This is a genomic window from Acidisphaera sp. L21 (assembly GCF_009765685.1).
Lineage (GTDB): Bacteria > Pseudomonadota > Alphaproteobacteria > Acetobacterales > Acetobacteraceae > LMUY01.
The window spans coordinates 18,505-45,115 of the sequence record NZ_LMUY01000071.1 but is presented as its reverse complement, the minus strand read 5'-3'; the positions used below and the strand labels follow the sequence as shown (position 1 = coordinate 45,115).

The window sequence follows — 26,611 nt, the reverse complement described above, 5'->3', positions numbered from 1 at the left end:
CCGCACCGTTCGACACGCTGGTGAACAACGCCGGCACCAACCGCCCGGCGCCGTTCGCCGAGGTCACCATCGCGGATTTCGACGCGATCATGGGCCTGAACGTGCGGGCCGCGTTCTTCGTGGCGCAGGCGGTGGCGCGGCGGCAGATCGCGGCTGGGATCGCCGGGTCGATCATCCATGTGTCGTCGCAGATGGGCCATGTGGGCGGCGCCCGGCGCACTGTGTACTGCGCGTCCAAACACGCGATCGAGGGGTTGACCAAGGCGATGGCGATCGACCTGGCGCCGCATCGCATCCGCGTCAACACGGTATGCCCCACCTTCATCGAAACCCCGCTAACCCGGCCGTTCTTCGAGAGCGAGGCGTTCCGGACCGACGTGTTGAGCAAGATCAAGCTCGGCCGGGTTGGCCAGGTGGAGGACATCATGGGGGCGATCGTGTTCCTCGCCTCCGCGGCCTCGGCGTTGATGACCGGGTCTTCGGTGGTCATCGATGGTGGCTGGACGGCGGAGTAGGCGCCGCTACTGCGGTAGGCGGGCAGAAGTGCGGATGATGAGCGCGCCGGGCACGATATCGCGGATCGGGTCGCCGCCGCCCTGTTCGATGTGCTGCAGGGTGATTTCCACCAGGCGATGCACCATGGGCTGGATCGGCTGGGAATAAGTGGTGAGCATGAAGCTGGGCCACGCCGCCAGCGCCACGTCGTCGAAGCCGACGACCGAGATGTCCCGGCCGATGGTCAAGCCGAATTCGGACCGGGCGGTTTCGATCACCGCGAACGCCATGTGGTCGTTGGCGCAGAAGATCGCGTCGGGCGGCTGTTTGCGCAACAGCAGCCGCTTTGTGCCGGCACGGGCTGCCTCGAAATCGTAGTTCCCGACGACGCGCAGCGGGGCTGGCTGGCCCAGCGCGCCCAGGCCTTCGCTGAAGCCTTCCTCACGTTCCCGGCTGGTGCTGGAATCCTCCAATCCGGCCATGTAGGCGAAGCGCTGGTGGCCGCCGGCAACCAGGAACGCCGCGATGGCCTGGGCGCCAATGCGGTTCTCCCCGGTGACGCTGGAGGCGATCTCGGCCTCGGTCCGGCGGTTGATCAGCACGACGGGGACCTGCGCCTTGGAGCATTCTTCGGCGAATTTCGAGGTCATGCGGACGGATGCCAGGATGACCGCGTCGACACGATGGCGCAGCACCTCGTCCAGCAACGGATCGGAATCGTCGCGTGGGCCCTGCGTGAACAGCAGCAGGCGATACCCGGCGGCCGCGAACTCGGTCGAAAGCGCCTCCAGAATCGCGGGGTAGAACTGGTTTTCCATATAGCCGATGGCGAGGCCGATGGTGCCGGAGCGCTCGGTAATGAGCGAGCGTGCGATCATATTGGGGCGGTAGCCGAGGGTTTGCGCCGCCGCCAGCACCTTCAGCCGGGCATCATCGGAGATGCTGGCGCCGGGTGTGAATGCCCGGGACACGGCGGATTGTGACAGGCCGGCCACCCGGGCAACATCGTGCGCCGTGGGCCGTCGCAGCCGGGGCCGTGCTTGTGGGCTTGCTTGTGGGAACCGATGCTTCATCAAACCGCGCGGGCTGTTCATGACACGGGGTTACCCTTGGAGAGCGCATCGGCGGCGGTCAAGCGGATTGCCCTGGTTCGAAGGTCTTGCTCCGAAAGCCCTGGTTGAAAGGCCCTAGTTGAAAGGCCCTAGTTGAAAGGCCCTGGTTGAAAGGCGGGCCTGTCAGCCGCTCACGGTGGGTGTGGGCGGCAGCGTCAGGGGTTTGGTGATCTCGACCGCGGCGGCCTTGGGCGGGAAGGCGCCAAGGACCACGAAGCCGCCGGCGCCCGCCAGGATGACGACGAGGACCATCACGGCCAAAATCTTCCCGATCGTCGAGCCCTGTTTACGCGGTAGGCGCAGTCCGGTTATCGACACGCAATCTCTCCCTCGTCGCACCCTGGCCGTACGGAGCACGAATCGAGCATTTTCCGCGCGGCATGGCGCGGGCTTAACCTAGAATCGCAACCGGTGCTAAGCGAAAATCCTTATTTTTGCGTCATGACGGTCGAGCCTCGCTGCGTTGCCGGGATCTGCGATGGCCTGGTGGGCGACGCATGGCTGGGGGGTTGGCGGCGGCGTTGCCAGGGTGGAACGCTTCAGGCAGTCGAAGTGGGCGCGCCGGATGATTGCCGGCGCCTAGAAGGGTGGGGCGTCATGGGTTCGCTGCCGTGGCTGGTGTTGCTCGGCCGGGCAATGGCAACCGCGATCCTGGTCATGTGTGCGTCGGCGTTGGGCGAGTCGCTCGGGCCGTTCTGGGGGGCGTTCATCGCCAGTGTCCCGGTGTCGACCGGGCCGACCTATTTGTTCCTGGCGATGCAGCACGATGCGAGTTTCGTGGCAGCCAGCGCGCTGGCCAGTTGTGCGGCCAATGCCTCGACCGGGTTGTTCCTGTTGGTCTATGGGCGACTGGTGCGGCGTAGCGCGTCCTGGGCACCGCTTGGGCTGGCGCTGCTGGCCTGGTTTGCGGCCAGCCTGGCGATCCAACGGATCGCTTGGACACCGGTTACGGCGCTGGCCGTCAACATCGTGGTGTTCGGCGGCGGGTTCGCGCTGTTGGGCACCACGCCGCCGCCGGGTGCGACGGCGCCTGGGTCGGTTCGGAGGCGCTGGTTCGACCTGCCGTTGCGCGGGGCGGCGGTGGGCGCCTTCGTGCTGACGGTGTTGACCATCAGCACGGTGCTGGGGCCGCAGGCGACGGGGATCATCGCGGTGTTCCCGATCAGCCTCACCAGCCTCATCGTCATTCTGCAGCCGCGCATCGGCGGCGTAGCGACGTCGTTGCTGGCGGCCAATGCGCTGCGGGCCATGCTGGGGTTCGGGGTGATGCTGCTGGTGCTGCATCTGGCCATTCCGCCACTGGGGATCGCGGCGGCGCTGATTGCGGCACTCATAGTGTCGGTCGGCTGGTCCGCGGGGTTGCTGGGGCTGCGGCGGCTGCGGCTGGCCTAACCGTCGCTGCTTGCTAAACCTCACTCATGTAGTCGGGCACCGGGCGGGTGGAGCCGCGAATGATCAGCCGCCCCCGCAGCGACACGGTTTCATCCGTGAGCGTCTTGTCCAGCATGCGGGCCTGCAGCAGGTCGAGCGCGCGGCCGACCATCGCGGGCAAGGGTTGTTCCACGGTGGTGAGGTCGTGGATCGGCCGGCCGGATTGCGGCACGCCATCGAACCCAGCCACTGCCATGTCGGCATGCACCTGCAGCCCGGCCAGCCGGAACGCGTCCAGCACACCGAACGCCATGATGTCGCTGATGGCGTAGACTGCATCCGGCCGTTTGCCGGCGGGCAGGGCGGCGATGTGCTGCCCGGCGGCGAATCCGCCCTCGTAGGTGGAATGCCCATCCAGGCGCAGCATCGGCCGCAGCCCGGCCTGTTCCAGGTAGCGCGTGAACCCGGCATCCCGCTCGATCCCGGTGGAGGAGGAACTGGAGGTGCGGACCAGGGCGATCTGCCGATGGCCGCCGCGCACCAGCAATTCGGCGATCTGCGCGCTGCCAATGGCGTTGTCGCAGGTGACGGCACTGGAGTGCAGCCGCGCCACGCGATTGACCATCACCACCGGCACGCCGTTCGCCGCGCACACGCTGGCGATTTTAGACGGTAACTCGACCGAGCTGAACAGGCAGCCATCCACCTGGTATTGCAGCAGCGCATCCGCCGTGCGGCTTTCGATGGGCCCGGTGCCGGCATGGATCATCAGCATGCGCATGCCGCGGTCGACGACCTGGCGAACGGTTTCGTGCAGCAGCTCGGTATAGAACGGGTTGTCCGCCGGACCGCCGACGATGCCGATGAGGCCGCTGCGGCCTGATGACATGGTTCGGGCGGAGGCGTGGGGGGTGTAGCCGAGTTCCTTCGCCAGGCGGCCGATCTTGGCTCGCATCTCCGCGGAGATGCGTCCCTCGCCCTTGAGGGCACGGGAGACGGTGGAGGGCGCCACGCCTGCCTCACGCGACAGGGTGACGATGGTGGCGCGGCGGTTCGATAGAGTCGGATCTCGCATAAGTATCAGCATACCATAATCGCCGAATGGGCAAACATTTGCGCAACGCATCGCAGTGCAGCAAAGTTTTAGACTTCAAAGCGCTAGCAATGATCGAATGATATCAGTTGACAGTGAGGTGACAACTCAATTTAGATCCGACTTAGCGCGGACAAACGATTGCGCAACATCCGGTCATTTCCGACCGGCAAAAGGTCCAAGACGAGGAAGGAGCCGCTCGATGAGCGAAACGCAACGGCAGATGAAGATGGTGGGGTTCCTGCAGGCGCAGAATTGCTCCATCTCGCCAGGCTCGTGGCGCCACCCGGCGGGGGCGACCGATTTCACCTCGCCAGAGTATTTCCAGCGCCTGGGCCGGGTGATGGAGGAGGGGAAGTTCCACCTGGCCTTCTTCGACGACCGCCTGGCGCTGCCCGACATCTTCGGCAACGACTATCGCGCCGCGGTCGAGAACGGCGTGCGCGTGGTCAAGATGGACCCGGCGACCATCGTCACCATGATCGGCGCGGTGACCAGCCGGCTGGGCTTGGGCGTCACCTATTCCACCACCTATTACGAGCCGTTCCATGTGGCCCGGCTGTTCGGCACGCTGGACCTGATGACGAAGGGACGCGCGGCGTGGAACGTCGTCACCTCGCTCAACAACTCGGAGGCGGAGAATTTCGGCCGCACCGAGCATCTGGCGCATGATTTGCGTTACGAGCGGGCCGACGAGTTCATGGAGGTCGTGCTCGGCCTTTGGGATAGCTGGGAGGACGGCGCGCTGATCGTCGACAAGGCGAATGGCAAGTTCGCCGACCCGGCCAAGGTGCATGCGCTCCACCATCGGGGGAAGTATTTTTCGTCCAAGGGGCCGCTGCCGGTGCCGCGTTCGCCGCAGGGGCATCCGGTGCTGATCCAGGCGGGGCAGAGCGGTCGCGGCCGTAGCTTCGCCGGGCGGTGGGGCGAGTTGATCTTCGTGGTGTATCCGACGATTGCCGCGGGCAAGAAGCAGTATGGTGAGTTGAAGGCCGCGGTGGCTGCCGCCGGGCGTAACCCCGACAGCGTCAACGTGTGCCCGGCCTGCTACGTGTGCGTTGCCGATACGCAGGCGGCGGCCGAGGAAAAGCGCGAGTATATCCGCGCCCTGGCCAAACCCGTCGATGCCGTGGTGCTGTTGTCCGAGGCGTTGAATTTCGACTTCGGCAGCAAGGACATGGATTCCGAATTCACCGATGACGAGTTGCGCAAGCTGTCGTGGGATGGTTTCCGCGAGCGGGTGATTTCGATGAGCGGCAAGCCGAACCCGACGGTGCGCGATTTCGTGCATTTCTCCGGTCGCGGCACGATCGGGGAGTTCCCGATCTTCTGCGGCACGCCGGCCGCCGTGGCCGACCAGATGGAGGAATGGTTCAACGCGCGGGCGTGCGACGGCTTCGTGCTGGCGGCGACGCATAGCCCGGGTGCGTTCGAGGATTTCGCCCGCTACATCGTGCCCGAATTGCAGCGGCGCGGGCTGTATCACAAGGACTATGCGGGGGCGACGCTGCGCGAAAACCTTGGCCTGCCGCGCCCCAATGCGGGTGACTGGCGCACCGAGCCGATGCGCGACGCCTCGTAGACCGCCGATTTCGCAGAAGATCTGCTCCAGGAGCATGCGTTGAACGAATATAGAATGTTGTCCACCTCCGGCATCCTTGGCTACGGATACGCCGAAGAATCGCTGAAGATCGGGATGAGTTGGGAGCCGCACGTCATTGGCTGCGACGGCGGCAGCACCGATCCGGGGCCATATTATCTTGGCGCCGGGAAGTCCTTCTGCTCGCGCCTGTCGGTCAAGCGGGATTTGCGGCTGATGCTGATCGCGGCCGTGGCGGCGAAGATCCCCTGCATCATCGGCACGTCCGGCGGTGCCGGTGGCGAGCCGCATCTGCAGGACACTGCCACGCTGGTGCGGGAGATCGCGCGGGAAGAAGGCCTGTCCTTCCGCATGGCGCTGATCCATTCCGAGCAGAGTGCTGAGTCGCTGATCGAGCGCATCAACGCAGGCGCGACGCGTCCGCTGGCCAAGATGAAGCCGTTGGATGCGGCGACGGTGAAGCGGGCAACCCGCATCGTCGGCATGATGGGGCCGGAACCGATTGCGCGTGCGCTGGATGGCGGCGCGCAGGTAATTCTGGCCGGGCGCAGCAGTGACCCGGCGCAATGGGCTGGTCCAGCGATCCGCGCGGGCTTCAACCCGGCGCCGTCCTGGTATGCCGGCAAGATGCTGGAATGCGGCGCCGAGCCGACCGTGCCCAAGGAGCCGGACAACATTTTCCTGCGGGTCCGCGACGACCACATTATCTGCGAACCGCCGAACCCGATCCGCCGCTCCACGCCGCTTGCGGTTGCCAATTTCGCGCTGCACGAGAATAGCAGCCCGATCCACCACACCGAACCGGGCGGCCTGCTGGACACCAGCGAGTGCGTGTTCGAGGCGATCAACGATCGCGCAGTGAAGGTCAGCGGGATGACGTGGACGCCGGCCAAGACCTACACCATCAAGCTGGAAGGCGTGGAGGAGGCCGGGTTCCGGGCGATCAGCATTTGCGGCACACGCGATCCGGTGTTGATCGGCCAGGTCGACAGCTATCTAGAGACGCACCGCGCCAAAGTGGCGGCCAAAGCGGCCTCGTTTGGCGTGCCACCCACCGACTACACCATGCTGGTCCGGACCTACGGCAAGGATGGCGTGATGGCGGGGTGGGAGCCGGTGAAGGAAATCACGTCGCACGAACTGGGCTTCGTGATCGAGGTACTCGGTAAGACGCAGGACATCGCCAACGCCGTGCTGGCCATGGCGCGCACGTCGATGCTGCATGCCGATTTCCCGGGGCGGCTCTGCAAGGAGGGGAATATGGCGTTTCCTTACAGCCCGTCCGACATCGAACTCGGCGCGATGTATCGCTTCAGCGTCTTCCACGTGGTCACACCCAAAGACCCGTACGAGATGTTCCCGATCGAATATGAGACTGTGTGAGGACGGACCATGGCACGCATTCGCGACATCGCGCAGATCTGCAAGAGCAAGAACGCCGGGCCGTTCATGGTCACCATCGACGTGTTGTTCGAGGACCATGATCTGTATCGCCGGGTGAAGGCTACGGGCGTGCTGAATGCCGCGCTGTTCGCCAAGTTGTACGGCGTGGCGGAGCAGGACGTGCTGTTCACGCCCTACGACACCGCCGCGGCGTTCAAGGCGACGCTGCCGCGGTTGGTTCCGGCCGGCGATTTCGGTGACACCGACGTCTATGGCGCGCAACAGCACGCGCCACTGCTGGATGTCGACATCCCGCTCAACGATCTGCGCTGAGGCCGAACACGGCGACAAAGACGGTTGGATAAACACGGCATGAACTGCCGAATAAGGGGGGAAAGCGTATGAGTGTACAAATGACGGTCGGCCAGCGGTTGGACCGGCTGCCAAATTCTTCGTTCCATCGACGCACGCTCGCCCTTATCGGGGCGGGCATGTTCTTCGATGGGTTCGATATCTATCTCGCCGCGGGCGTGTTGGGTGCGATGGTTCGGGACGGGTTTTCCACCGTGCAGAACAATGCATGGTTCCTGTCTTGCACCTTCCTGGGCATGATGATCGGCGCCTGGGTGTCGGGCATTCTCGGCGACCGGTATGGCCGCCGGTTCTCCTACCAGTTCAACCTGGCGCTGTTCGGCCTGGCGTCGCTGGCGGCGGCGTTCGCGCCCTCGATCATGTGGCTCAGCGGGTTCCGCTTCATCATGGGGTTGGGCCTAGGCGCGGAAATCGTGCTTGGCTACGCGACGCTGAGTGAGTTCGTGCCGCCGGCGACGCGTGGCAAAGCGGCGTCGATCATGCATTTCTGCACCAACTCCGCCCTGATGGTGGCGACGTTCGGCGGCTGGCTGATCATTCCCTATCTGGGATGGCGCTGGATGTTCGCGATTGCGGGCGTCGGTGCGGGCATCGTTTGGCTGATGCGCAAGAACATGCCGGAGTCGCCGCGCTGGCTGGAAAGCAAGGGCCGCATCGCCGAAGCCGACGCGCTGACGCGGGTGATCGAGACCGAGGCGCTGGGCCGCGAACCCGACGTCACACCGGCCCGGCTTGGCGTGGCGCCGGTAGTACCGCGGACCAGTGTTACGCAACTGTTCCAGGGGCGTCTGCTACGCCGCACGATCACGGGCATCTCGATCAACGTGATCAACAACCTGATCACCCATGGCTTCATCGGGTGGATGCCGACCTTCTTCGTGAAGGAGGGGATGACCGTCACCTCCTCGCTCGGCTACACGGCGATCATGACGTTGGGCGCGCCGGTCGGCTCGGTACTGGGCTACGCCATGTCGGAATCGGTTGGACGCAAATGGGGCACGGTGGTGCTGTCGATCGCGGCCTGCGCGCTGGGCCTGGTCTACCCGCACATGACCGATCCGGTGCCGCTGCTGACGGTCGGGTTCTTCCTGGTGGTGATGATCTTCGCGGTCGGCGCGCTCAGCATCGCGGCCTACGTGCCGGAACTGTTCCCAACGAGCGTGCGGATGCGCGGTGTGGGCCTGTGCAGCACGACCGGGCGGCTGGCCAATGTCGGCATCCCGTTCCTGGTGACGGCGCTCTACATCAGCTACGGGCTGACGGGCGTGTTGGCGCTGATCTCCGGCGGGTTCATCCTACAGGCGCTCATCGTGGCGACAATCGGCATCGAAACCCGCGGCCGCTCCCTGGAGGAGGTGGATGCGGAGGATATGCTGGTCCTGCAGCCCGTCACCGGCTGAACCGACACGGCGGCAGGGGCGCTTCCCTGCCGCCGTGGCCGGGCTTTGGCGTGCCGGAGTATGACGATCGACGGCTCACGATGGTTTCAACAAGTCGCTGAAGGAGGATTTGGCGAGCTGGACCGTCTCGCGGAGCCGTGATTATCCGCAACACTAGGTTACAGGCAGAATGCGCTGGGAATATCTCGTGAATACGGAGTCAAAACGATGTCGGCGACCATTAGGGTGGGGCAGCGGTATGAGGTGTCCGGCACCGTTGCCGTGCAACCGCTGATCGGGCAGCAGCAGATCCTGCACCCGGGCGTGGTGTCGGTCGAGGTGACGGCCAAAGGGCTCCGGGTCACATTGCCAGACCAGGCGCGGTATCTGGATTTGATGCCGGGTGAGATTGCGCGGCTGGAATACGCCGGGAAGTTGCACGCGCTCTAAACCTGCTTCACCATCCCGTCCGTTAACGCTCCGGGACGCGCGATGCTTCCGGAGACCGATACGCCATTGGCTGCCCAGCGAACCGCGCCGGTGTTTCTCATCCCGCTGCTGGGCGCACTCGGCGTCATCAGCCCTTTCTCTATCGATATGTATCTGCCAGCCTTCCCCGGGGTGGCGGAGGCGTTCAGTGTCGCGACGTCCGAGGTGGCGGCGACACTATCCAGCTACTTCATCGGGCTTGCGGTGGGGCAAGTGGTCTATGGCCCGGTGCTGGACCGGTTCGGGCGCAAGCTGCCGCTGTGCCTCGGCTTGCTCATCTACATCGCGGCGTCGGCTGGCTGTGCCATGGCGACGGGGCTGCCGAGCCTGATCGCGATCCGGTTTCTGCAGGCGCTGGGGGGATGCGGGGCGCAGGTGGCGTCGGTCGCGATGGTGCGGGATTTCTTCCCAGTCGAGGACAACGCCCGCATCCTGTCGATGCTGTTCCTGTTCATCGCGGTGTCGCCACTGCTTGCCCCGACCGTGGGCGGGCTGGTGATCGCGGTGGCGGGGTGGCGTGCCGTGTTCGGGGTGCTGGCCGCGATCGTGGCCGTCATCGTGGTGGTGACCTGGTTTGTGCTGCCGGAGGCGCATCCGCCGGACCGCGCGATCTCCCTCCGGCCCGGTCCGATCCTGGCGGAGTATGGCGCCATCCTGCGGGATCGCGGTTTCGCACCGTATGCGTTCGCCGGGGCGTTCTCGTTCGCTGGGCTGTTCACCTATGTGGCGGGTGCGCCGATCATCTTCATGGAGCAATTCCACCTCACCCCGGCGCTGTTCAGCCTCAGTTTCGCGCTGCTGGCGGGTGGGTTCATCGGTGGCAGCCAGGCGAATGTGCTGCTGTTGCGGCGGTATGATGCCCGGGTCCTGTTCGGCAGGTTTCTCGGCGTGCAGGTCGCGGCGGCGCTGCTGTTTCTGCTGGGGAGCCTGGCGGATTGGTATGGGCTATACAGCACGCTGGCGCTGTTCTTCGTGGTGCTGGCGTGTACCGGGGTCACCTACCCGAACGCCGCAGCGATGGCGATGGCGCCGTTCTCGCGCAATGCAGGCAGCGCGGCGGCGTTGCTGGGGTTTATCCAGCTTGGCGTGGGCGCGGTCATTTCATCCGGCATCGGGCTGTTCACCCTGCACACCAGCCTGCCCATCGTTGCCATCCTGGCCGCGACGTCGGTGACCGCGCTGGCAATCCAGACGGTGGGCAGGACTGCCGCGTAGCACATTCCCGGTCGTCGTGGTCTAAAACCCGGCGTCAACCAAGGGGTGAGAACCAGCCGTGTCACAAAGCCTGATCGCCCTCGTCGCCGCGCTGGGCGGGCTTCTGTTTGGTTACGACACCGGGGTGATTTCGAGCGCCCTGCCGTTCCTGAAGCAAGCCTTTCAGCTCAGCGCCCTGATGCAGGGTGTGCTGACCAGTGTCGCCCTGGGCGGGGCGGCGATCGGCGCGATCGGGGCTGGCTGGTTGTCGGACCGGTTTGGCCGCCGTCCGGTGATCCTCGTCGTGGCGGCCATTTTCGTGCTGGGCGGCGTGGTGTCCGCGATCGCGCCCGTGCTCAGCGTGCTCATCGTTGGCCGGGTGCTGGTGGGCGCGGGCATCGGCGTTGCCTCGATGCTGACGCCGATCTACCTGGCGGAGATCGCGGCCCCGGCCGGGCGGGGCGCCATCGTGTCGCTGAACCAGTTGATGATTACGATCGGCATCCTGGTTTCCTATCTCGTCGGCTACGTCCTGTCCTACGACGCCGGGTGGCGCTGGATGCTGGGGCTGGGGGCGGTGCCGGGGCTGGTGCTGTTCTGCGGCATGCTGACGGTGCCGGAGAGTCCGCGCTGGCTGGCCGGCCATGGCCGAAACGACGCCGCACGGGCCGCCCTGCTGCGGCTGCGCAGCGACCCGGCGGTGGCCGATGCCGAGCTGGCCGAATTGCGCGCCGATCTACACAAGGAGGCGCATGTCGAGCGCCGGGCCCAGCTTGCCGCCCAGCGCAACTACAAGCCGCTGATCATCGGGGTGGGGCTGGCGATCATCCAGCAGGTGACCGGCATCAACACGGTCATCTACTTCGCCCCGGCGATCTTCAAGGCGGCCGGACTCGGCAGCAACTCGGCCACCATCCTGGCCACGGCGGGTATCGGGTTGGTGAACGTGGTGATGACGATCGTGGCCATGCGCCTGGTCGACCGGGCCGGGCGGCGGCCATTGTTGCTGACGGGGCTGGCCGGCATGGCGGCCTCGCTGTGCGTGCTGGGGACCGGGTTTCTGCTGGGTGGCAGCGGGGGGTTTTTGGGCTGGATCACCGCGCTCAGCCTGGCGGCCTATGTCGGGTTCTTCGCGGTCGGGCTGGGGCCGGTGTTCTGGCTGCTGATTTCGGAGATCTTCCCGCTGGCGACACGGGGGCAGGGCACCTCGGCCGCAACCTTCGCCAATTGGGGCGCAAACCTTGCCGTCGCGCTCACCTTCCTGCTGTTGATCGATGGGGTGGGCGCGGGTTTGACGTTCTTCATTTACGCCGTGTTCAGCCTGGGCGGGTTCGTTTTTACCTGGACACTGGTGCCGGAAACCCGGGGCAAGACGCTGGAACAGATCGAGGCAGATTGGGAACGGACCGAATAAACCGAAAGTGGCTCGCAGATTCATTCCAATTCACGCTAGTTTCCCGAAGTACGACGAGGACGCTCGGTTGGAAGAATGGCTCCGCTCCCTAGGCCTGGAGGATCGCATCGCCGCGTTTCAGGCGGAGCGGATCACGCTGGCGGAGGTGCCGTCGCTGACGGATGAAGACCTTCGTGGGCTGGGCTTGCTGTTGGGCGAGCGGCGGCGGTTCCAGCGGGAGGTTGCGGCGCGATGGCCGGCGCCGCCGCCCGATGCGATCGAGGCCGAGCGTGCCCACCGCCTGGTGCAGGGCGAACGCCGGCCGCTGACGGTGATGTTCATCGACATCGTGAACTCGACCGGCCTGGGCGAGCAGATCGGCGATGAGGCGATGCTGGACGTCCTGACCGAGTTCCGGGAGCGGTGTGCCGCGGCAATCAACCGGATGGGCGGCTATGTCGCGAAGTTTCTCGGCGATGGGATCCTGGCCTATTTCTGCTACCCGGTGGCGCATGAGAACGATCCGTTGCGTGCGGTTCGTGCCGGGTTGGAGATCAATGGGGCGATGGAGTCGATCCGTCCGTATCCGGATCTGCCATTGGCGGTGCGGATCGGGATCGCCACCGGCAGCGTCATCCTCAGCGATCTGTTCGATGGCGATGGGCCGGATCCGCTCTCGGCGACCGGCTCGGTTCTGAACCTGGCTGCCCGGCTGCAGGTGGCGGCGCCACCCGGCGGCGTGGTGGTGGGCAACACCACATACGACCGGGTCGGGCATTTGTTCGTCACCGAGGACCTCGGCCTGCGGGAGTTGAAGGGGCTGGGCGAGCCGGTGCGGTGCTGGCGCGTGGTGCGGGAGGCGAGCGGGCTGCCGCGGACGGCCGGGTTCGACGTTACGCTGCCGTTGCGCGGGCGGTCCAGCGAGTCGGCCACGCTGGATATGCTGTGGCAGGAGGCCAAGGCCGGCGCCGGGCGGGTGGTGCTGATCCGGGGCGAGGCGGGGGTGGGCAAATCCGCGCTGGTCGAGAGCTTCATGCGCCGCAACGGGTTGTCTGCCGGTGCGGTGGTGACGCTGGCCGGGTCGGACCTGGATTTCGACACGCCGTTCTTCCCCATTGCCCAGTATTTGCGGGACTACGCCGCGGTGAATGGCGCGGCACGGGCGCGGCGGCTGCGGGACGCTGCGACGGGCGGGGAGGTTGCGGCCGACCTGATCGCGCAGTTGGCCGGGCTGCCATTCGACGCCGCGCGGCTGGCCGACGTCAGTGCCAGGCAGCAACGCGACCGCACGCTGGCGGCGCTGAGCGACATGCTGATTGCGAACGCGGGCGCCGGGCCGGGCTGCATCCTGGTGGAGGACGCGCACTGGCTGGACCCCAGCACCAGCGAGTTGCTGGCGCGGCTGTTCGAACGGGTCGGGCCATCCGGGCTGCTGTTGCTGCTGACGACGCGGCCGGATTTGCAACCGTTCTGGCCAGCCGAGAGCCCGATCGTCGACATCACGCTGGATCGGCTGGGGCAGGATGAGGTGCGCGCGATGGCGGCCGACCTGCTGGGCACGGCGGACATGCCGGCATCCCTGCTGGCCCGCATCGTGGAGCGGACGGATGGCGTGCCGCTGTTCGTGCAGGCGGTGATTCGGCAGATCCGCCTGGGCTTCACCGGCACCGGGTCGCTGCGGTGGGGCGATGGGCATGGCCAGGACGTACCGTCCTCGCTGCAGGAGGCGCTGATGGCGCGGCTGGACCGCGCTGGGGTGTCCAAGGAGTTGGCGCAGGCGGCGTCGGTCATTGGACGCCGGGTCAACCGGGTGTTGCTGGGCCTGGTCATGGGCCTGCCGCGGCCCGAGTTGGACGAGTCGTTGCTGAGCCTGGTCGAAGGCGGGGTGCTGCGGCGGGATACGGCCAGCGCCGACGATTTCGTGTTCAGCCACGCGCTGGTACGCGACATCGCCTATAGCAGCCTGTTGCGCGACACTCGCCGCCATCTGCACGAACGCGCGGCGGGCGCGCTGCAGCGGCTTCATCCCAACGTGGCGAACGACCAGCCCGCGATCCTGGCCCTGCATCTGACGGAGGCCGGGCAGTTCGCCGCCGCTGCCGAATGCTGGGTGGAGGCGGGGCGGCGGGCGGTTGCGACGTCCGCCATCACGGAGGCGAGCCGGTTGTTGCGGCGCGGCCTGGCGGCGGTGGAGGCGACGGCGGCATCGCCCGAGCGGGCCAAGCTGGAGGTGGAATTGCTCGCCCTGTTGGGCCCGGTGCTGATGGCGCTGAACGGCCCCGGTGCGGCCGAAACCCGCGAGCATTACGACCGGTCCTACGAGTTGTGCCGCAGCCTGGCGGAGGAGCCGGCGCATTTTCCGCTGTATTGGGGCTGGCAGCGGCTGGCGAAGGATTTCCGCATCAAGCGGGAGCGGACGGATTGGATCCTGCAACGCGCGCATATGCACGGCGACCCGGGCGCGCTGATGCAGGCGCATCACTGCAACTGGGCCAGCACCTATAATCTAGGCCAGTTCGAGCGTTGCTGCGAGCATATCGAGGCTGGGCTGGCGCTGTACGGCGAGGATGATTGGCGGCAACACGCCACGGTATACGGGCACGACGCACGGGCCTGCGGGCACGGGCAACTCGCCTTCGTGCATTGGATGCAGGGGCGCACCGGGGGCGGCCGGCCGCATCACGAACGCTCGCTGGGTTGGGCGCGGCAATTGCGCCATCGCGGCAGCCTGGTCCACAGCATGGATTGCGCGCTGACGTTTCATGCCATGCGGCAGAGCCACGCGGCGGCGTTCAAGGCCGCGGAGGAACTGGCCGACGCAACGATCGAGCATGGTTTGGCCGATTACGAGGCGAAGGTGCAGATCTACCGCGGCTGGGCCACCGCCGTGCAGGAGGACGCGGCTGGGGGGCTGCGCCTGCTGCGGGAGGGGTTTGCGCGGCAGAAGGACATCGGCACGAGCGAAGATTTCCCGATATTCGTCTGCCTGTTGGCCGAGGCACTATTGGCTGCTGGTAATCCAGAGCGTGCGCTGACGGAGTTGGTTGCGGCGCGCAGCCAGTTCGCCGCCACCGGCCTGCGGATCTGGTTGCCGGAGGTGTTGCGCATCACCGCGGCGGCCATGGCAGCCTGCCGGTCGGGCCTGCTGGTGCAGCCCATCTTGGCAGAGGCCGCGGATATCGCGACGGCGCAGGGCGTGGCGACGCTGGGCCTGCGCATCGCCGCCGACCGGGGTGCCGCGTTGGCGCAGGGCGGGGATTTGGCGGAAGCCGTGGCCGTGCTGCAGCAGGGGTTGGACGCAGCGCCCGACCACGAGGGCGCTGAGTGGCAGCGAGCCGACCAGGCCCTGAATGGATTGCACCAGCGATTGCGTGTGAAGCAGGCGTGCTGAACCCGGCCGCCGGGCCAGCCGAGAAAGTGTTCCGGCAGGGCACTCATCGATCGGCGACGCCGGAGGAGACTTTGGCCCGGGTGGCGCCGATCGCAGCCGCGGCGGGGATTACCCGGGTTGCGGTGCTGACCGGGCTGGACACGATCGGCATCCCGGTCGCGGCCGCCTATCGCCCGAATTCCAAAACCATCGCGGTGCATCAGGGCAAGGGCGCTACTCTGGCGGCGGCCAAGGTGTCTGCCGTGATGGAGGCGATCGAGACGTTTCACGCGGAGACCGCCGATCTGCCGCTGCGCCAGGGTCGCTTCGCGGAGATCGGGCGGCATGGCGCCGCGCTGGATCCACACACGCTGGCCCGCACCGGGCCCGGCGATCTGCGCGGCCAGCCGCTACTGTGGACGCCGGGCACGAGCCTTGCGGATGGGCGATGTGTCTGGGTGCCGTTCGACCTGGTGCGAATGGACCTGACGGCGGCGGCGATCGGGGCCAATGCGGATCTTCAGGCCACCACGAACGGACTGGCCAGCGGCAACCACCGGCAGGAGGCGCTGGTGCACGCGCTGTGCGAGGTGGTGGAGCGGGATGCCGTGGCGCTGTGGCAGGCGATGCCAGCGGTGATGCAGGATCGGTGCGCCTTGAACATGGCCAGCGTGGATGACCCGGCGGCGCGCGCCTGGTTGAAATGGATCGCCGATGCCGGGGTGGCCGCGCAGATTTGGGACGTGACGTCCGACATTCGGGTGCCGGCATTCGCCTGCCTGCTGGATGGGGCCGATGGGGTGCAGCCGGAACTTGGCTGTGGCTGCCACCCCGACCGGGCCGTGGCGCTGCTGCGGGCGGTGGGGGAGGCGGCGCAGGCGCGGCTGACGGTGATTTCCGGCGCGCGCGACGACCTGCCGGTGGAGGGATACGGCGAACCCGCGACGCGTCGCCGTCGCGCGGCGGCGCGGGCCTGGATGCGCGGGCCGGGGGAACGCGATTACCACGAGGCACCGGATTGCGCGGGGCCGACGATCGGCGACGATTTGCGCATCGTGTGTGCCGCGTTGGAGGACGCCGGGGCTGGAGGCGCAGTCTGGATCGATCTGGAGCGGCCGGAATTTGGCATTCCGGTCGTTCGCGTCATCGTGCCGGGGCTGGAGGGGCCATGGACCCGGCCGGGCGGCGGCTACTGGCCTGGGGCGCGCGCCAGGGCGATGCCATCCTGAGGACGCTGGTTTTCATTGGCCCGACCCTGGCTGCGGACGAGGCGCGGGCGCGTCTGGCGGCGACCGTGCTGCCCCCGGCGCGGCAGGGCGATGTGTGGCGCGCCGTGCAACGTTATCGGCCGGGCGCGATCGGATTGGTCGACGGGGTGTTCGGTGGCGCCCCGGCCGTGTGGCATCGGGAATTGCTTTGGGCGATGTCGCAGGGCGTGCATGTGTTCGGGGCGGCATCGATGGGCGCCTTGCGGGCGGCCGAATTGCACGCGTTCGGGATGGTGGGGATTGGCCGGATCTTCGCCGCGTATCGCGATGGGCAGTTTGGCGGTTTTGCCGACGCGTTCGAGGATGATGACGAGGTGGCGGTCGAACATGCCCCGGCCGAATTCGGGTATCGCCCACTCTGCGTCGCGATGGTCGACATCCGGACCACGCTGCTGGCGGCACTGGCCGACGGTGCGATCGACCAAACCACCGTGCTGCGGCTGGCGGCGGCCATGAAAGCGATCCATTACCGTCAACGCACCCTGGCGGCGCTGGATCGGCTGGCAGGCATGGCGCTGGCGCGGTTTCACACGTCGTGCAAGCAGGCGGACGCATTGGCACTGTTGGACGCGATGGCGGCGGCCGATACCACGCAGCCGTTCGAGGCGCCGTTTGCATTCAACGCCCCGCTTGCCTGGCGCAATTTCGTGGCGGGGGCGGAGCGGTGTGGCGATGCAGCGGATCCGGAGATTGCCGCGGCGCTGGATCAGCTTCGGCTGGACCCGGCAGCATGGCGCGCGGCCAGCGTTGCCGCCGCCGGCCGGATTGCCACCCGGCCCGCCGAACCCGGCGATCTGCGCCAGGTTCTCTCGACCTTCCGGCTTGCCCGCGGCTTGGGCCTGCGCGATGATCTGGATCGGTGGCTGAGCGAAAACCGTCTGGACGAGGCGGCATTGGTTCGCCTGTTGCAGACCACGCCCGACCATATTCCGAACGATCCGCCATTGGGCGCGCTGGTGGACGAGTTGCGGGCCAGCGGGGCGCTTGGCGGCCTGTTGCGGCAAGCGGACCAAAGCCGGGCGTTGCCCGCTGCCAGTCTGCAGGGGCCGATGATGGATGCCGCGCTCGATTGGTATTTCGCTCGGTTGCCCGGCGGCCATCCTGCCTCGGTCGAGGCATTCGCTGCGTCGCTGGGTTGGGGTGGTGCCGATGATTTCCGGGCTGCTGTCCTGTGCCGGTTCCGGCTCGACGTGGAGGGGCTGGCTTGATCTATTCCGCGCGCCATTTGCAGGCTGGGGCGCTGCACGGGGGCGGCACGCGCGTTCGGCTGTTTCCGGAATTGTTCGCCGGCTATGCGGAACCCGAGACGGCGTTCCTGTCGCCGCGGCCGGGCAGCGTGCGCCCGGGGCCGGCGGACGACCAGATGTATGTCGCCAATGCGGTGGACAAGACAGAATACGAACCGCCGGAGTATGGGCCGCCGTTCCGTGGTCGCGAATACGCACCGGCGATGCCAAGTAGCGCTGGGCATTTCGACCAGATCCCCGTCGAGGCGCCGCAATTTCTGGCGGCGCATCTGTACGGCGGCGCGCGGCACACGCTGGATATTTGGGAGCATTATCTTGGCCGCCCCGTACAATGGTGGCACGCGCCGCAAATTCCGCAATTGGAGCTGATCCCGACCGTCGATTGGCCGAACGCGCATTCCGGTCCCGGCTTTCTGGAAACCGGCATCATCGTGAACGAGCAGAAGCGGCAGCATCTGTTCTGCCTGAATTTCGATGTGGTGGCGCACGAGATTGGCCATGCGATTCTGTTCGCCACGGTCGGCGTGCCGGCGCCTGGCGCGTTGACGGCGGAGTACCTCGCCTTCCACGAATCGTTCGCCGATCTGGTCGCCGTGATCGGCGTGTTGCGGTTTCAATCCGTCATCGTGCGATTGCTGACGCAGACCGGCGGGAACCTGCACGCGCTGAATCTGGTCAACCGCATCGGGCGCTATTCCGACAACCAGCAGATCCGCGTGGCGTCCAATGCGACCACCATGGCGGACGTCGCCGACCTGCACCTGCTGCCCAGTGGCGATTGGGATGACCCGACGGGCAAGGACCGCAACCAACACGCGTTGGGTGAGCCATTGACGGGGGCGATCTTCGATCTGCTGGCCGAGGTTTTCCAAAACCGCCTGGCGGCGCGGGGATTGGTGGGGCCGGAGATGGATGCCCGCAATGCCGAACCGGCGCATGTCGAACGGGTGCTGCCGCAATTGCACCGGCATTTCGCCCGGCAGTTCGACCAATTCCCCGCCGCCTTCGCCGACGCGCTGCTGGAGGCGCGGGATGCCGTCGGCTACGGCATGGCGCAAGCGATGCACATGCTGCATCCGGAGACGCTGAATTTCGCGCGCGTCGCCGCCTGCGTGCTAGCTGCCGTTTGCCGCCTGGGCGAACGACAGCATATCCGCGCCATGTTGCACTTGTTCCTGGACCGTGGCATCGATCCGAGACCGTATCTGACTGTTGAGCGCGAGACGATTTGCTATGTAAGCGGCGATCCGGCCCGGCGCCGGGAAAGCGAGCACGCTGCGTTCCTCCACGCGAACAGCATGGTGCGGCGGAACCATCGTGGGCACGGCCACTGACTGCATTGCCTGCGCTGAACAATACGGTTCGCCCGACAGACGACGATTACGAGGAGACCCAGCATGCCGAAGGCCACTGATAAGTTATTCGATGGGGATCCGCTGGGTGAGGGGCTGCTGGCGCCCGGCACCGTGAGAATGTTCGGGCGACCCTTCACCGGGCTAACCGTCAACGACGTGGCGGTGTCCAAAAGCGCCAATCACCAACTTGCCGCGTCGCTGCGTGCTGCAAAGACGGCCGGTCTCACGCCGAGCCTGGCCCGCATCTACGGTTTCAGCTACCTCGGCAACTACTATAAGCTGCCGGAGCCGGTGGTGTTCATGGTGTTCGCCGAGGGCGTGCCGGTGCAGTCCGGCTTCGAGGCACCGGATGCGTCGATCGGTGTGGTCGGGATCGAGTTCAAGTCCGAGGTGTTCACGGAGGGCGTTCAGATGTGGACGTTCGACCAGTTGGACATGGCGGTCCGGATCGACATCCGGATCGGCTGGATCAAGGATCTGCTGCTGCACGAGATGGCTGGCGACAACAACGTGACCGGGGGCAACGAGGTGCGCCGGGCCGATCTGGTGGGCCGGGCGGAGTTGGTTGGACGCGCCGAATTCGTCGGGCGCTCCCGCTAGGCAGGCTACCAGATCTGCGGGATCTCGCCATTGTCCATGTCGGTGGGCGGGGCGTAGCGGCGTAGCGCCACCAGGTCCTTCACGATGATGCGGCCGGGCTCCAGCGACAGGATGCCCTCGGTCTGCCAGTCGCGGAGGCGGCGGTTCACCGTTTCCCGCGCGGCGCCGATGCGTTCGCCCAGGGCGCCCTGGGTGATGTCGACGCGGCCGCCGGGGCGGCCTTGCGCCAGCATCAGCAGGGTCGCGGCCAGCCGGCCTCCGGCGTCGTAGAACAGCATCGACTCTAGCAGCCAGTTAGTGGCGCGCAACCGCTCGGTCAGCATCGTGAGCACGGCCAAGGCGAGGTCCGGGTTGCTGCGCATCGCCTCCAGCATGTCGCGGCGTTCGACCTGCAGGAGGCGGCCATTGGTTTCGGCCACGGCGTCGGCGGTGCGGTTGCGCCCGTCCAGCAGCGCCAACTCCCCCAGTACATCGCCCGGTTGCAGGATGCGCAACACTTGCTCGCGCCCTTCGTGGCCGGGCAGGGCGATGCGGATCTGGCCGGCCAGGATCACCAACATGCTGGTACCGGGGTCGCCCCGGCGGAACAGGATGTCGCCGGCGTGCATCGACCGGGCGATGGCACGGTCGGTCAGGTGGCGCAGATGCTCGGGCGCGATGCTTTTGAACATCGGCGTGCGGGCGAGCAGGCGCGCATGCTGGGTTGCGTCATCAGCGGCATCGGCCACCGTGTTCATGCCACCGACACTCCGGGCTGGAGAAGTTACATTGGCACAGCCCCAGCGCGGGCGCGACGTTGCAGCGGCCGATTGGATGTGACGCGGGTCAAACGTGAACATGCAGTTGCGTAACTACAACGGTGGCGAACAGCAGATGCAGGGCGCCATGTGCACCGTCATTCCATTCTCCAACCGCGAACCGTTGGGCGATCGTCTGCTCACGCGGGATAAAATCGATCTTTGCCTGTGGGAGTCCGCGTGCGACCACCCTGGCGTCGCGCGCGTGGTGGTGCACGAGGGTGGCAGTGAACCGCGTGAGCCCGACCTGGTGCTGATCTACGCGCCGGGCACCGTCTGGGCCCGCTGGGGGGTGGCACGGCAGGGCGACCGCATCGTGGTGTGGGAGTGCGCGTTCGGCAAGGACCTGGGCCGCTATCCCACGATGCGGGAGGCGCTGTCGGCGCTGGAGGACCATGCGGATGGCATCACGCCGACGACGAGGGAGCAATCGCGGGACCCGTTGCCGCTTCGCCCGCAGATCCGCCGCGGCGCCTAGGTCGGCGGATCCATGATGCCAAAGAGAAGGCGGGAGATGAGGTCGGCAATCTCCCGCTGCGCGTAGGGGCCATGGCCGTCCACGCTGGCACGCAGATCGGCCACCAGCGCAGGGCGAAATCGCGCACCGCACTTGGTGCGAGCGCGCGCCAATAAGCCTCGATCAGATCCAAGTTCTGGCGCTGCGCGTCGGTTTGCAAGATCAAGCCGGCGCCAGTGCCCCGTTTGGCGCGGTGACGATGATCGGGGGCGTGAGTGCTGCCAGAAAACCGAAAGCGAATGGCATGCGACGCGTCCCCCAAACTGCCGGGGCACGCTGGATGACCGTTGCACGTCACGCCGTCGTTGCCGCCGACCTGCAACCGGGCGGACAGTGCCATGTGCCGGCTCCGGAGGCAGGTGACGTGCGTCACAGTGCGGCGCGGCAACGCGATGATTTACGGCGAGTTCGGCTCGCAAGCCATGGTCGGTACTGCATCTGTATGTTGCTGGCTGTATTCTTGTCCGGGGACAGCGTAGTGGCGGGCGGCGTAGGGGAAACCTTCAAGCTCGGTCGTGGCGTCGCGCTGCTGGTAGTAGGACCGGATTTCCGCGATCAGCCCGTCGCGAAACACGAACCATTCGGCGCCGCGCGTCGCGATGCGGGGCTGGCCCGGCGCCGGGCACCAGAACATCGTCCACTCGATGACGGCCTCGTTGCCTGCGGCGAGGACGTGGTCGACCACCCAGCGGGCCTGGATGCGGCGCGCGATCTTGCGCCAGTACCGCGCCAGATGTTCGCCGCCCGCGACCGGGCGGGAGCCGACGTTCGGCGCCAGGAAGTAGTGCACGACGTCCGGATGCAGCGTGGCAGCAAGCTCGGCCAGGTCGCCGGCGGTGCAGCCGTTGTAGTAGCGCCGTATGATGGCGGGCATATCGATGTCGTCGGTCATTGCCGCGCGGTTTCCCCTGCAGCCGCCACTAGGCCGGGCGGTTAGGCAGGCCCTATGCTATGCCGATCAGGGCGCCTCCGCCACCTCGTTGGGCAGGGCGGCGTCCAAATGCCGCTCGACCCGGCGGACGTAGCGTTGGCCGCCGCCGCCGCCATAGACCTGGATCGCGGACCGCCACGAGCCAAGCCGGTCATGCAGGTCGTTCAGGTAATCCGCTGCCCAGTTGGCTGCATGCTCCGGCTCCAACGCCCATAGCTTGCCGCCGGGGTCGTGCGCCTGCAGGTTGACCTGCATGCATCCGGCCATGACGCTTTGCGACCGGCGTAGGGCTTGCCGGGCGGCGATGCGGGCCTGTGCGGTCGACGCCGGGTAGGTTGGCTGGCCGCCGATGCGCAGCGCAGTCGCGTGCATGCCGCTTTCGACCCCGGCAATCGCGGTGAGCAGGCCTGGGGGCAGACCTTTTTCACGCTCTGCGTCCGCGGCAGCTGCTTCGCAGCCTGTCAAGGCCATTGGGGCTTGATCGGCCTCAATTTGCAAATCGGTCGCCTCGGCGACTTCGATTTTAGGAGTAATGTCCGCTAAAGGCACCTGGGACACCGGGGCCGCTACACTATTGGCGTGCCAAGCTTGGGCCAAATTGGGCATTGTTGCAGTTGGCGCACATCCCTCCAGAATAGTGATGGAGGACATTAATAGGGCCGAGAGTCTGATATCCATGGGCGGGTAATAGCGGTTGCCGCGCTTGCTGGGAAGGGCGCGGATTTTTGACCTCTTTCATTACAGTTTTACTATGGTTGACTTAAAGCTACTGCAGTGCTTACCGGCTGCGGCCGCCCGCCTTGTTGGCGGACGACCAGCAACACGGCGATGGCGGCGTTCAGCAGGTTCCACACGACGCCGTTGGCGAAGGCGGCGCGGTAGGAGCCGGTGGCGTCGAACACCAGGCCGGACATCCAGCCGCCCAGCGCCATGCCGAGCAGCGAAGCCATGAGAACGAAGCCGAACCGCATCCCTGCCTCCCGCGCGGGGAAGCATTCGCGCACGATGATGGCGTAGCTGGGCACCAGACCGCCCTGCACCAGGCCGAACAGCGCCGAGATGGCATAGAGCGAATTGAGGCCGTCGAATGCCAGATAGAGCAGCAGCGACAAGCCCTGCAGCATCGAGCCCAGTAGCAGCGTGTGCACCCCGCCGATGCGGTCGGCGATCCAGCCGGACACGATGCGGCTGACCACGCCGCAGCCCAGCATCAGCGCCAGCATCTGGGCGCCGCTGGCCGGGCCGTAGCCGAGGTCGCCGCAATAGGCGACGATGTGGACCTGCGGCATTGCCATCGCGGCGCAGCAGGTGATCCCCGCGAAGACCAGCAGCGCGGTGAGCCCATTGGGCGAAAACCCGAGCAAATTGCCCGAGGCGGCCGCAGCCTGTGCGGGCTTTGGGATATGCACCTCCGGTGTAGGGCCGCGCAGCAGCAGCGAGAGCGGCAGCATGGTGGCGATGCAGACGGTGCCGATGACGATTTCGGCCCAGCGCCAGCCCTGGGTTTGCACCAGATGCTCAATGAGCCCGGGCCAGACGGTGCCGGCGATGTAGTTGCCAGAGGCGCAGATCGACACGGCCAGGCCGCGGCGGCGCAGGAACCAATGCGATGCCTCCGTCACGAGGGGGCCGAAGGTGGCGGCACTGCCCAGCATGCCGACGAGCACTCCGTGCAGGATAGCATATTGCCACAAGCTGCCCGCGAAGGCGGCGCCGATATAGCCGGCGCCCAAACACACCGCGCCGACCGCGATGGTGGCGGCCACGCCCCACCGGTCGGCCATGCGGCCCATGATGACGCTGCCGAGTGCCACGCCGACCATCGTGAGAGTATAGGGCAACGAAGCGGCGCCGCGATCGACGTGAAACTCCTGCTGCACTGCGGGCAAGGTGAGCACGATCGACCACATGCCGACGGCGCCGATCGTGGCGATCAGCACGAGGATCAGCAGGCGCGTCCACGACGCGCGGGAGTCCAGTTCGGCCAAACGCTTCGTCCCCAGGAATTGGTGTCGTTGCGGAACACACTAGCCTACGGCCGGCTTGCCGACCATTGCGGGGGCTGGGAAGCAGACCAGTATCGGCTTGGTTGGACGGAATTGCGTTGACGCCCCGGCGACAATACTGCTCACATCCAAGGCAATGACGCACGCCCACGAAGGTTGTGCGCGACGGGGACCGCAACCATGCAGATCCAACGCCGCAATGTATTGGCTGGCGCCGGCGCGATGGCGCTGGCACGTCCTGCCCTGGCGCAGGGCAATGCGGAGCCTATTCGTATCGGCTGGCTGGCCGCGCTGACGGGGCCTTCGAGCGCACCCGCGGTGGGGTTCGATCGCGGGGTGCAATTCGCCGCCGCCGTCATCAATTCGGCCGGTGGCGTGAAAGGCCGCAAGGTGGAGATCGTAACGCGCGACACCCAGGGCGACCCAACCAAGGCGGTGAATGCGGTGCAGGATCTGATTAGCCGCGCGAAGGTGCATGCGGTGTGGGGGCCGACGAATTCGGGTGAATCGCTGGCGGTAACGCCGCTGATGGCGCGGGCGAAAATGCCCAACATCCACCCCTGCGTCGTCGATAGCCTGATCGACACGGTGAAATATCCGAACGCGTTTCGCATCGCGCCATCGAACGGGCAGTGGGACGATGCGGTGCGCCACTACACGATCAAGACCCTGGGCGCGAAAGACGTCGCGGTGTTCGGCGACACCACGGGATACGGCACGACCGCGGTCGCGGCTTCCGTCAGTGCATTCGGCAAGGATGGCGCCAAGGTCGTCTACCAGTCGCAGATCGATTCCGCGCAGCCGGACGTGTCGCCGGATATGCTGCGTGCGCGCGATGCCGGGGCGAAGGCGATCGTCGTTTGGACGGTGGCGGTCGGCCTGTTGTCGCGGTTGATGAACGCGCGCGCCAGCATGGGGTGGGATGTGCCGATCCTTGGGCACCCATCGCTCGGCTCCGGCGAGATCCGCGGGTTGCTGGATAAGCCGGCGAATTGGGACAAGGTTTACATGGTCGGCTACCGGTCCTGTTCGTTCGATAGTGCGGGCAAGCTGCCGGCGCGGTCGCAGGAATTCCTGTCGAAGCTGAAGGGCAAGGTGGACTTGGCCGATACGCTGCTGTGGTGGGTCGCCTGCGGTAGCGATGCGGTGAATTTGGTCGGCTCCGCCGTCGGGGCGGCCGGCGATAGTTCGGCCGCCGCCATCATCGCCGATTGGAACAAGACGCGTGATTATCCGGGCGTCTTCGGCGATTACAGCTTTACGGCGAGCGAGCATAATGGCTACCCGCAAGACGGGGTGGTGATGAGCCAGGCGAACTCCCAGAAAGACGGCGCCTTCACGCTCGCGCCGGGTTGAGGGACTGGTTCGGCGGCTGACGTGCAAGCGCGCGGTGACATAGGGGGTGCGATCTTGGCGGATGAAGCGTTGCTGACCATCGGGGGGCTGCACGCTGGCTACGGCAAGGTGGGCGTGCTGCATGGCGTGGACTTGACCGTGGCAGCCGGGGAGATCGTGGCGCTGCTGGGCCCGAATGGCGCCGGCAAATCGACCCTGTTGCGGGCGATATCGGGGCTGTTGCCGGCGACTGGGGTTTTACGGTTCGACGGGCGCAGCATCGCCGGGTCGGGGCCGCGGCAGGCGGTGGAGGCGGGGTTGGTTCATGTGGTGGAGGGGCACCGGGTTTTTACCACGCTGACGGTGACGGATAATCTGTTGCTCGCGGGTTATGCGGTTCCTAAGCCCGAGCGGCTGCGGCGCGTCGACGAGGCGCTGGGGTATTTCCCGGAAATCGCCGCCAAGCGGTGGGAGCGCGGTGGCGCCCTGTCGGGCGGCCAGCAGCAGATGCTCGCGGTGGCGCAGGGCCTGGTGCAACGCCCCCGGCTGATGATGCTGGACGAGCCATCTGCCGGATTGTCGCCGGTGTTGGTGGATCGCGTGCTGTCGGTGCTGGCGCAATTGCGCGCAGCTGGTACTGCGGTGCTGCTGGTGGAGCAGTTGACGGTGAAGGCCGCGGCCCTGGCCAACCGGGTTTACGCGCTGGCGCGGGGTCGCATCGTGCTGGAGGCGCCGGGCGACACGCCCGGGCTGCACGACCAGTTGGAGCACGCGTATATGGGCATCGCTGCCTGACTCGGATCGGGGCGGCGTTGCGTCAGTTCGCTGCGTCAGCTCCGCCAGCTCGGGTCGCGGCGGTCCAGGTAGCGCAGCATGGCGGGCCATTCCAGCAGGCCGAACGGGCGACGTGTCTTGGGCTGATATTGGTGGACGGACAGGTCGACCACGTCTTGCGCCGGGTAGGTGAGTTCGGTGTTGGCGGCCATTGCGTCCACCTGGGCGCGGCAGGCCATTTCGAGCGAATACATGGTGTTGAATGCCTCCGCGGCGCTGGGGGAGGCGGTGAGCAGGCCGTGGTTGCGCAGGATCATGCTGTTGGTGGTGCCGAGGTCGCGCACCAGGCGGGCGCGCTCGTCCAGGTTCAGCGCGGGGCCTTCGTAGTCGTGGTAGCTGACGGGCATGCAGCGCATCGCGGTCTGCGACAGGGGCAACAGGCCGCATTTCATGGTGGCGACGGCCATGCCAGCGCGGGTGTGGGTGTGGATGACGCAGCCGACATCGTGCCGGGCCGCGTGCACGGCGCT

At 66.6% G+C, this 26,611-nt stretch carries 26 protein-coding genes; 17 read left to right on the top strand and 9 right to left on the bottom strand.

Features of this window, described 5'->3' with window-relative positions:
* On the top strand, positions 1-515 hold a 515-nt coding region (locus tag GSQ76_RS13580), incomplete at its 5' end, for an SDR family NAD(P)-dependent oxidoreductase (RefSeq protein WP_216851045.1).
* 6 nt (positions 516-521) lie between these two features.
* Here GSQ76_RS13580 and GSQ76_RS13575 read toward each other — a convergent pair.
* Positions 522-1,568: a LacI family DNA-binding transcriptional regulator gene (locus GSQ76_RS13575; RefSeq protein WP_158744503.1), complete on the bottom strand. Its 1,047-nt coding sequence runs from the start codon at positions 1,566-1,568 to the stop codon at positions 522-524.
* 162 nt (positions 1,569-1,730) lie between these two features.
* The gene (locus GSQ76_RS13570; RefSeq protein WP_158744444.1) at positions 1,731-1,925 is read right to left on the bottom strand and encodes a hypothetical protein; all 195 of its coding nucleotides are present in this window, start codon (positions 1,923-1,925) and stop codon (positions 1,731-1,733) included.
* 279 nt (positions 1,926-2,204) lie between these two features.
* Between GSQ76_RS13570 and GSQ76_RS13565 the strand changes: the two genes are divergently transcribed.
* On the top strand, positions 2,205-2,999 hold the full coding sequence (locus tag GSQ76_RS13565; protein WP_158744443.1) for a hypothetical protein: 795 nt from the start codon (positions 2,205-2,207) through the stop codon (positions 2,997-2,999).
* 13 nt (positions 3,000-3,012) lie between these two features.
* On the opposite strand, the gene GSQ76_RS13560 is transcribed toward GSQ76_RS13565, so the two are convergent.
* Positions 3,013-4,053: a LacI family DNA-binding transcriptional regulator gene (locus GSQ76_RS13560; RefSeq protein WP_158744442.1), complete on the bottom strand. Its 1,041-nt coding sequence runs from the start codon at positions 4,051-4,053 to the stop codon at positions 3,013-3,015.
* Between the two features lie 220 nt (positions 4,054-4,273).
* Here GSQ76_RS13560 and GSQ76_RS13555 point away from each other — a divergent pair, with 220 nt between their 5' ends.
* The 12 genes from GSQ76_RS13555 to GSQ76_RS13500 all read left to right on the top strand — a co-directional run bounded on the left by GSQ76_RS13555 (position 4,274) and on the right by GSQ76_RS13500 (position 19,721).
* Positions 4,274-5,653: an LLM class flavin-dependent oxidoreductase gene (locus GSQ76_RS13555; RefSeq protein WP_158744441.1), complete on the top strand. Its 1,380-nt coding sequence runs from the start codon at positions 4,274-4,276 to the stop codon at positions 5,651-5,653.
* Positions 5,654-5,692: 39 nt separating this feature from the next.
* The gene (locus GSQ76_RS13550) at positions 5,693-7,054 is read left to right on the top strand and encodes an acyclic terpene utilization AtuA family protein (RefSeq protein ID WP_254070397.1); all 1,362 of its coding nucleotides are present in this window, start codon (positions 5,693-5,695) and stop codon (positions 7,052-7,054) included.
* 9 nt (positions 7,055-7,063) lie between these two features.
* A complete protein-coding gene (locus GSQ76_RS13545; RefSeq protein ID WP_158744440.1) occupies positions 7,064-7,387 on the top strand; it encodes a DUF4387 domain-containing protein in 324 nt (107 codons plus the stop codon).
* A 68-nt stretch (positions 7,388-7,455) separates the two neighbouring features.
* On the top strand, positions 7,456-8,826 hold the full coding sequence (locus GSQ76_RS13540; RefSeq protein ID WP_158744439.1) for an MFS transporter: 1,371 nt from the start codon (positions 7,456-7,458) through the stop codon (positions 8,824-8,826).
* 207 nt (positions 8,827-9,033) lie between these two features.
* Positions 9,034-9,255, top strand: coding sequence for a hypothetical protein (locus GSQ76_RS13535; RefSeq protein WP_158744438.1), 222 nt, complete (start codon positions 9,034-9,036; stop codon positions 9,253-9,255).
* Between the two features lie 42 nt (positions 9,256-9,297).
* Complete coding sequence (locus tag GSQ76_RS13530) at positions 9,298-10,509, top strand: multidrug effflux MFS transporter (protein ID WP_216851044.1); 1,212 nt, start codon at positions 9,298-9,300, stop codon at positions 10,507-10,509.
* 58 nt (positions 10,510-10,567) lie between these two features.
* Positions 10,568-11,902 (top strand): sugar porter family MFS transporter, encoded by a 1,335-nt coding sequence (locus GSQ76_RS13525; RefSeq protein ID WP_158744437.1) that lies wholly within the window; start codon positions 10,568-10,570, stop codon positions 11,900-11,902.
* A gap of 67 nt (positions 11,903-11,969) precedes the next feature.
* On the top strand, positions 11,970-15,272 hold the full coding sequence (locus GSQ76_RS13520) for an AAA family ATPase (RefSeq protein ID WP_158744436.1): 3,303 nt from the start codon (positions 11,970-11,972) through the stop codon (positions 15,270-15,272).
* Positions 15,266-16,480, top strand: a complete 1,215-nt coding sequence (locus tag GSQ76_RS13515) for a YcaO-like family protein (RefSeq protein WP_158744435.1) — start codon at positions 15,266-15,268, stop codon at positions 16,478-16,480. The genes GSQ76_RS13520 and GSQ76_RS13515 overlap by 7 nt, the downstream gene beginning before the upstream one ends.
* The gene (locus GSQ76_RS13510; protein WP_158744434.1) at positions 16,420-17,727 is read left to right on the top strand and encodes a TfuA domain-containing protein; all 1,308 of its coding nucleotides are present in this window, start codon (positions 16,420-16,422) and stop codon (positions 17,725-17,727) included. The genes GSQ76_RS13515 and GSQ76_RS13510 overlap by 61 nt, the downstream gene beginning before the upstream one ends.
* Positions 17,724-19,100: a hypothetical protein gene (locus GSQ76_RS13505; RefSeq protein WP_158744433.1), complete on the top strand. Its 1,377-nt coding sequence runs from the start codon at positions 17,724-17,726 to the stop codon at positions 19,098-19,100. Before GSQ76_RS13510 ends, GSQ76_RS13505 begins: the two co-directional genes overlap by 4 nt.
* A gap of 63 nt (positions 19,101-19,163) precedes the next feature.
* Complete coding sequence (locus GSQ76_RS13500) at positions 19,164-19,721, top strand: hypothetical protein (RefSeq protein ID WP_158744432.1); 558 nt, start codon at positions 19,164-19,166, stop codon at positions 19,719-19,721.
* Positions 19,722-19,726: 5 nt separating this feature from the next.
* Here the strand turns inward: GSQ76_RS13500 and GSQ76_RS13495 are convergent, their stop codons facing one another.
* Positions 19,727-20,458, bottom strand: a complete 732-nt coding sequence (locus tag GSQ76_RS13495; protein ID WP_158744431.1) for a Crp/Fnr family transcriptional regulator — start codon at positions 20,456-20,458, stop codon at positions 19,727-19,729.
* Positions 20,459-20,552: 94 nt separating this feature from the next.
* On the opposite strand from GSQ76_RS13495, the gene GSQ76_RS13490 reads away from it, so the two are divergent.
* Positions 20,553-20,996 carry a hypothetical protein gene (locus GSQ76_RS13490; protein ID WP_158744430.1) on the top strand — a complete coding sequence of 148 codons (444 nt, stop codon included), beginning with the start codon at positions 20,553-20,555 and terminating at the stop codon, positions 20,994-20,996.
* Here the strand turns inward: GSQ76_RS13490 and GSQ76_RS13485 are convergent.
* The 4 genes from GSQ76_RS13485 to GSQ76_RS13470 form a co-directional block, all read right to left on the bottom strand.
* Positions 20,993-21,148 (bottom strand): hypothetical protein, encoded by a 156-nt coding sequence (locus GSQ76_RS13485; RefSeq protein WP_158744429.1) that lies wholly within the window; start codon positions 21,146-21,148, stop codon positions 20,993-20,995. The genes GSQ76_RS13490 and GSQ76_RS13485 overlap by 4 nt on opposite strands.
* 284 nt (positions 21,149-21,432) lie before the next feature.
* On the bottom strand, positions 21,433-21,927 hold the full coding sequence (locus GSQ76_RS13480) for a nuclear transport factor 2 family protein (protein ID WP_158744428.1): 495 nt from the start codon (positions 21,925-21,927) through the stop codon (positions 21,433-21,435).
* Between the two features lie 66 nt (positions 21,928-21,993).
* Positions 21,994-22,437, bottom strand: coding sequence for a transglycosylase SLT domain-containing protein (locus tag GSQ76_RS13475; protein WP_158744427.1), 444 nt, complete (start codon positions 22,435-22,437; stop codon positions 21,994-21,996).
* A gap of 278 nt (positions 22,438-22,715) precedes the next feature.
* The gene (locus GSQ76_RS13470; RefSeq protein ID WP_158744426.1) at positions 22,716-23,954 is read right to left on the bottom strand and encodes an MFS transporter; all 1,239 of its coding nucleotides are present in this window, start codon (positions 23,952-23,954) and stop codon (positions 22,716-22,718) included.
* A 198-nt stretch (positions 23,955-24,152) separates the two neighbouring features.
* On the opposite strand from GSQ76_RS13470, the gene GSQ76_RS13465 reads away from it, so the two are divergent.
* A complete protein-coding gene (locus GSQ76_RS13465) occupies positions 24,153-25,328 on the top strand; it encodes an ABC transporter substrate-binding protein (RefSeq protein WP_216851043.1) in 1,176 nt (391 codons plus the stop codon).
* A gap of 21 nt (positions 25,329-25,349) precedes the next feature.
* The gene (locus tag GSQ76_RS13460; RefSeq protein WP_216851040.1) at positions 25,350-26,102 is read left to right on the top strand and encodes an ABC transporter ATP-binding protein; all 753 of its coding nucleotides are present in this window, start codon (positions 25,350-25,352) and stop codon (positions 26,100-26,102) included.
* Between the two features lie 35 nt (positions 26,103-26,137).
* Here the strand turns inward: GSQ76_RS13460 and GSQ76_RS13455 are convergent.
* Positions 26,138-26,611, bottom strand: a 474-nt coding sequence (locus GSQ76_RS13455; protein WP_174247342.1) for a class II aldolase/adducin family protein, incomplete at its 5' end; no start/stop codon positions are given.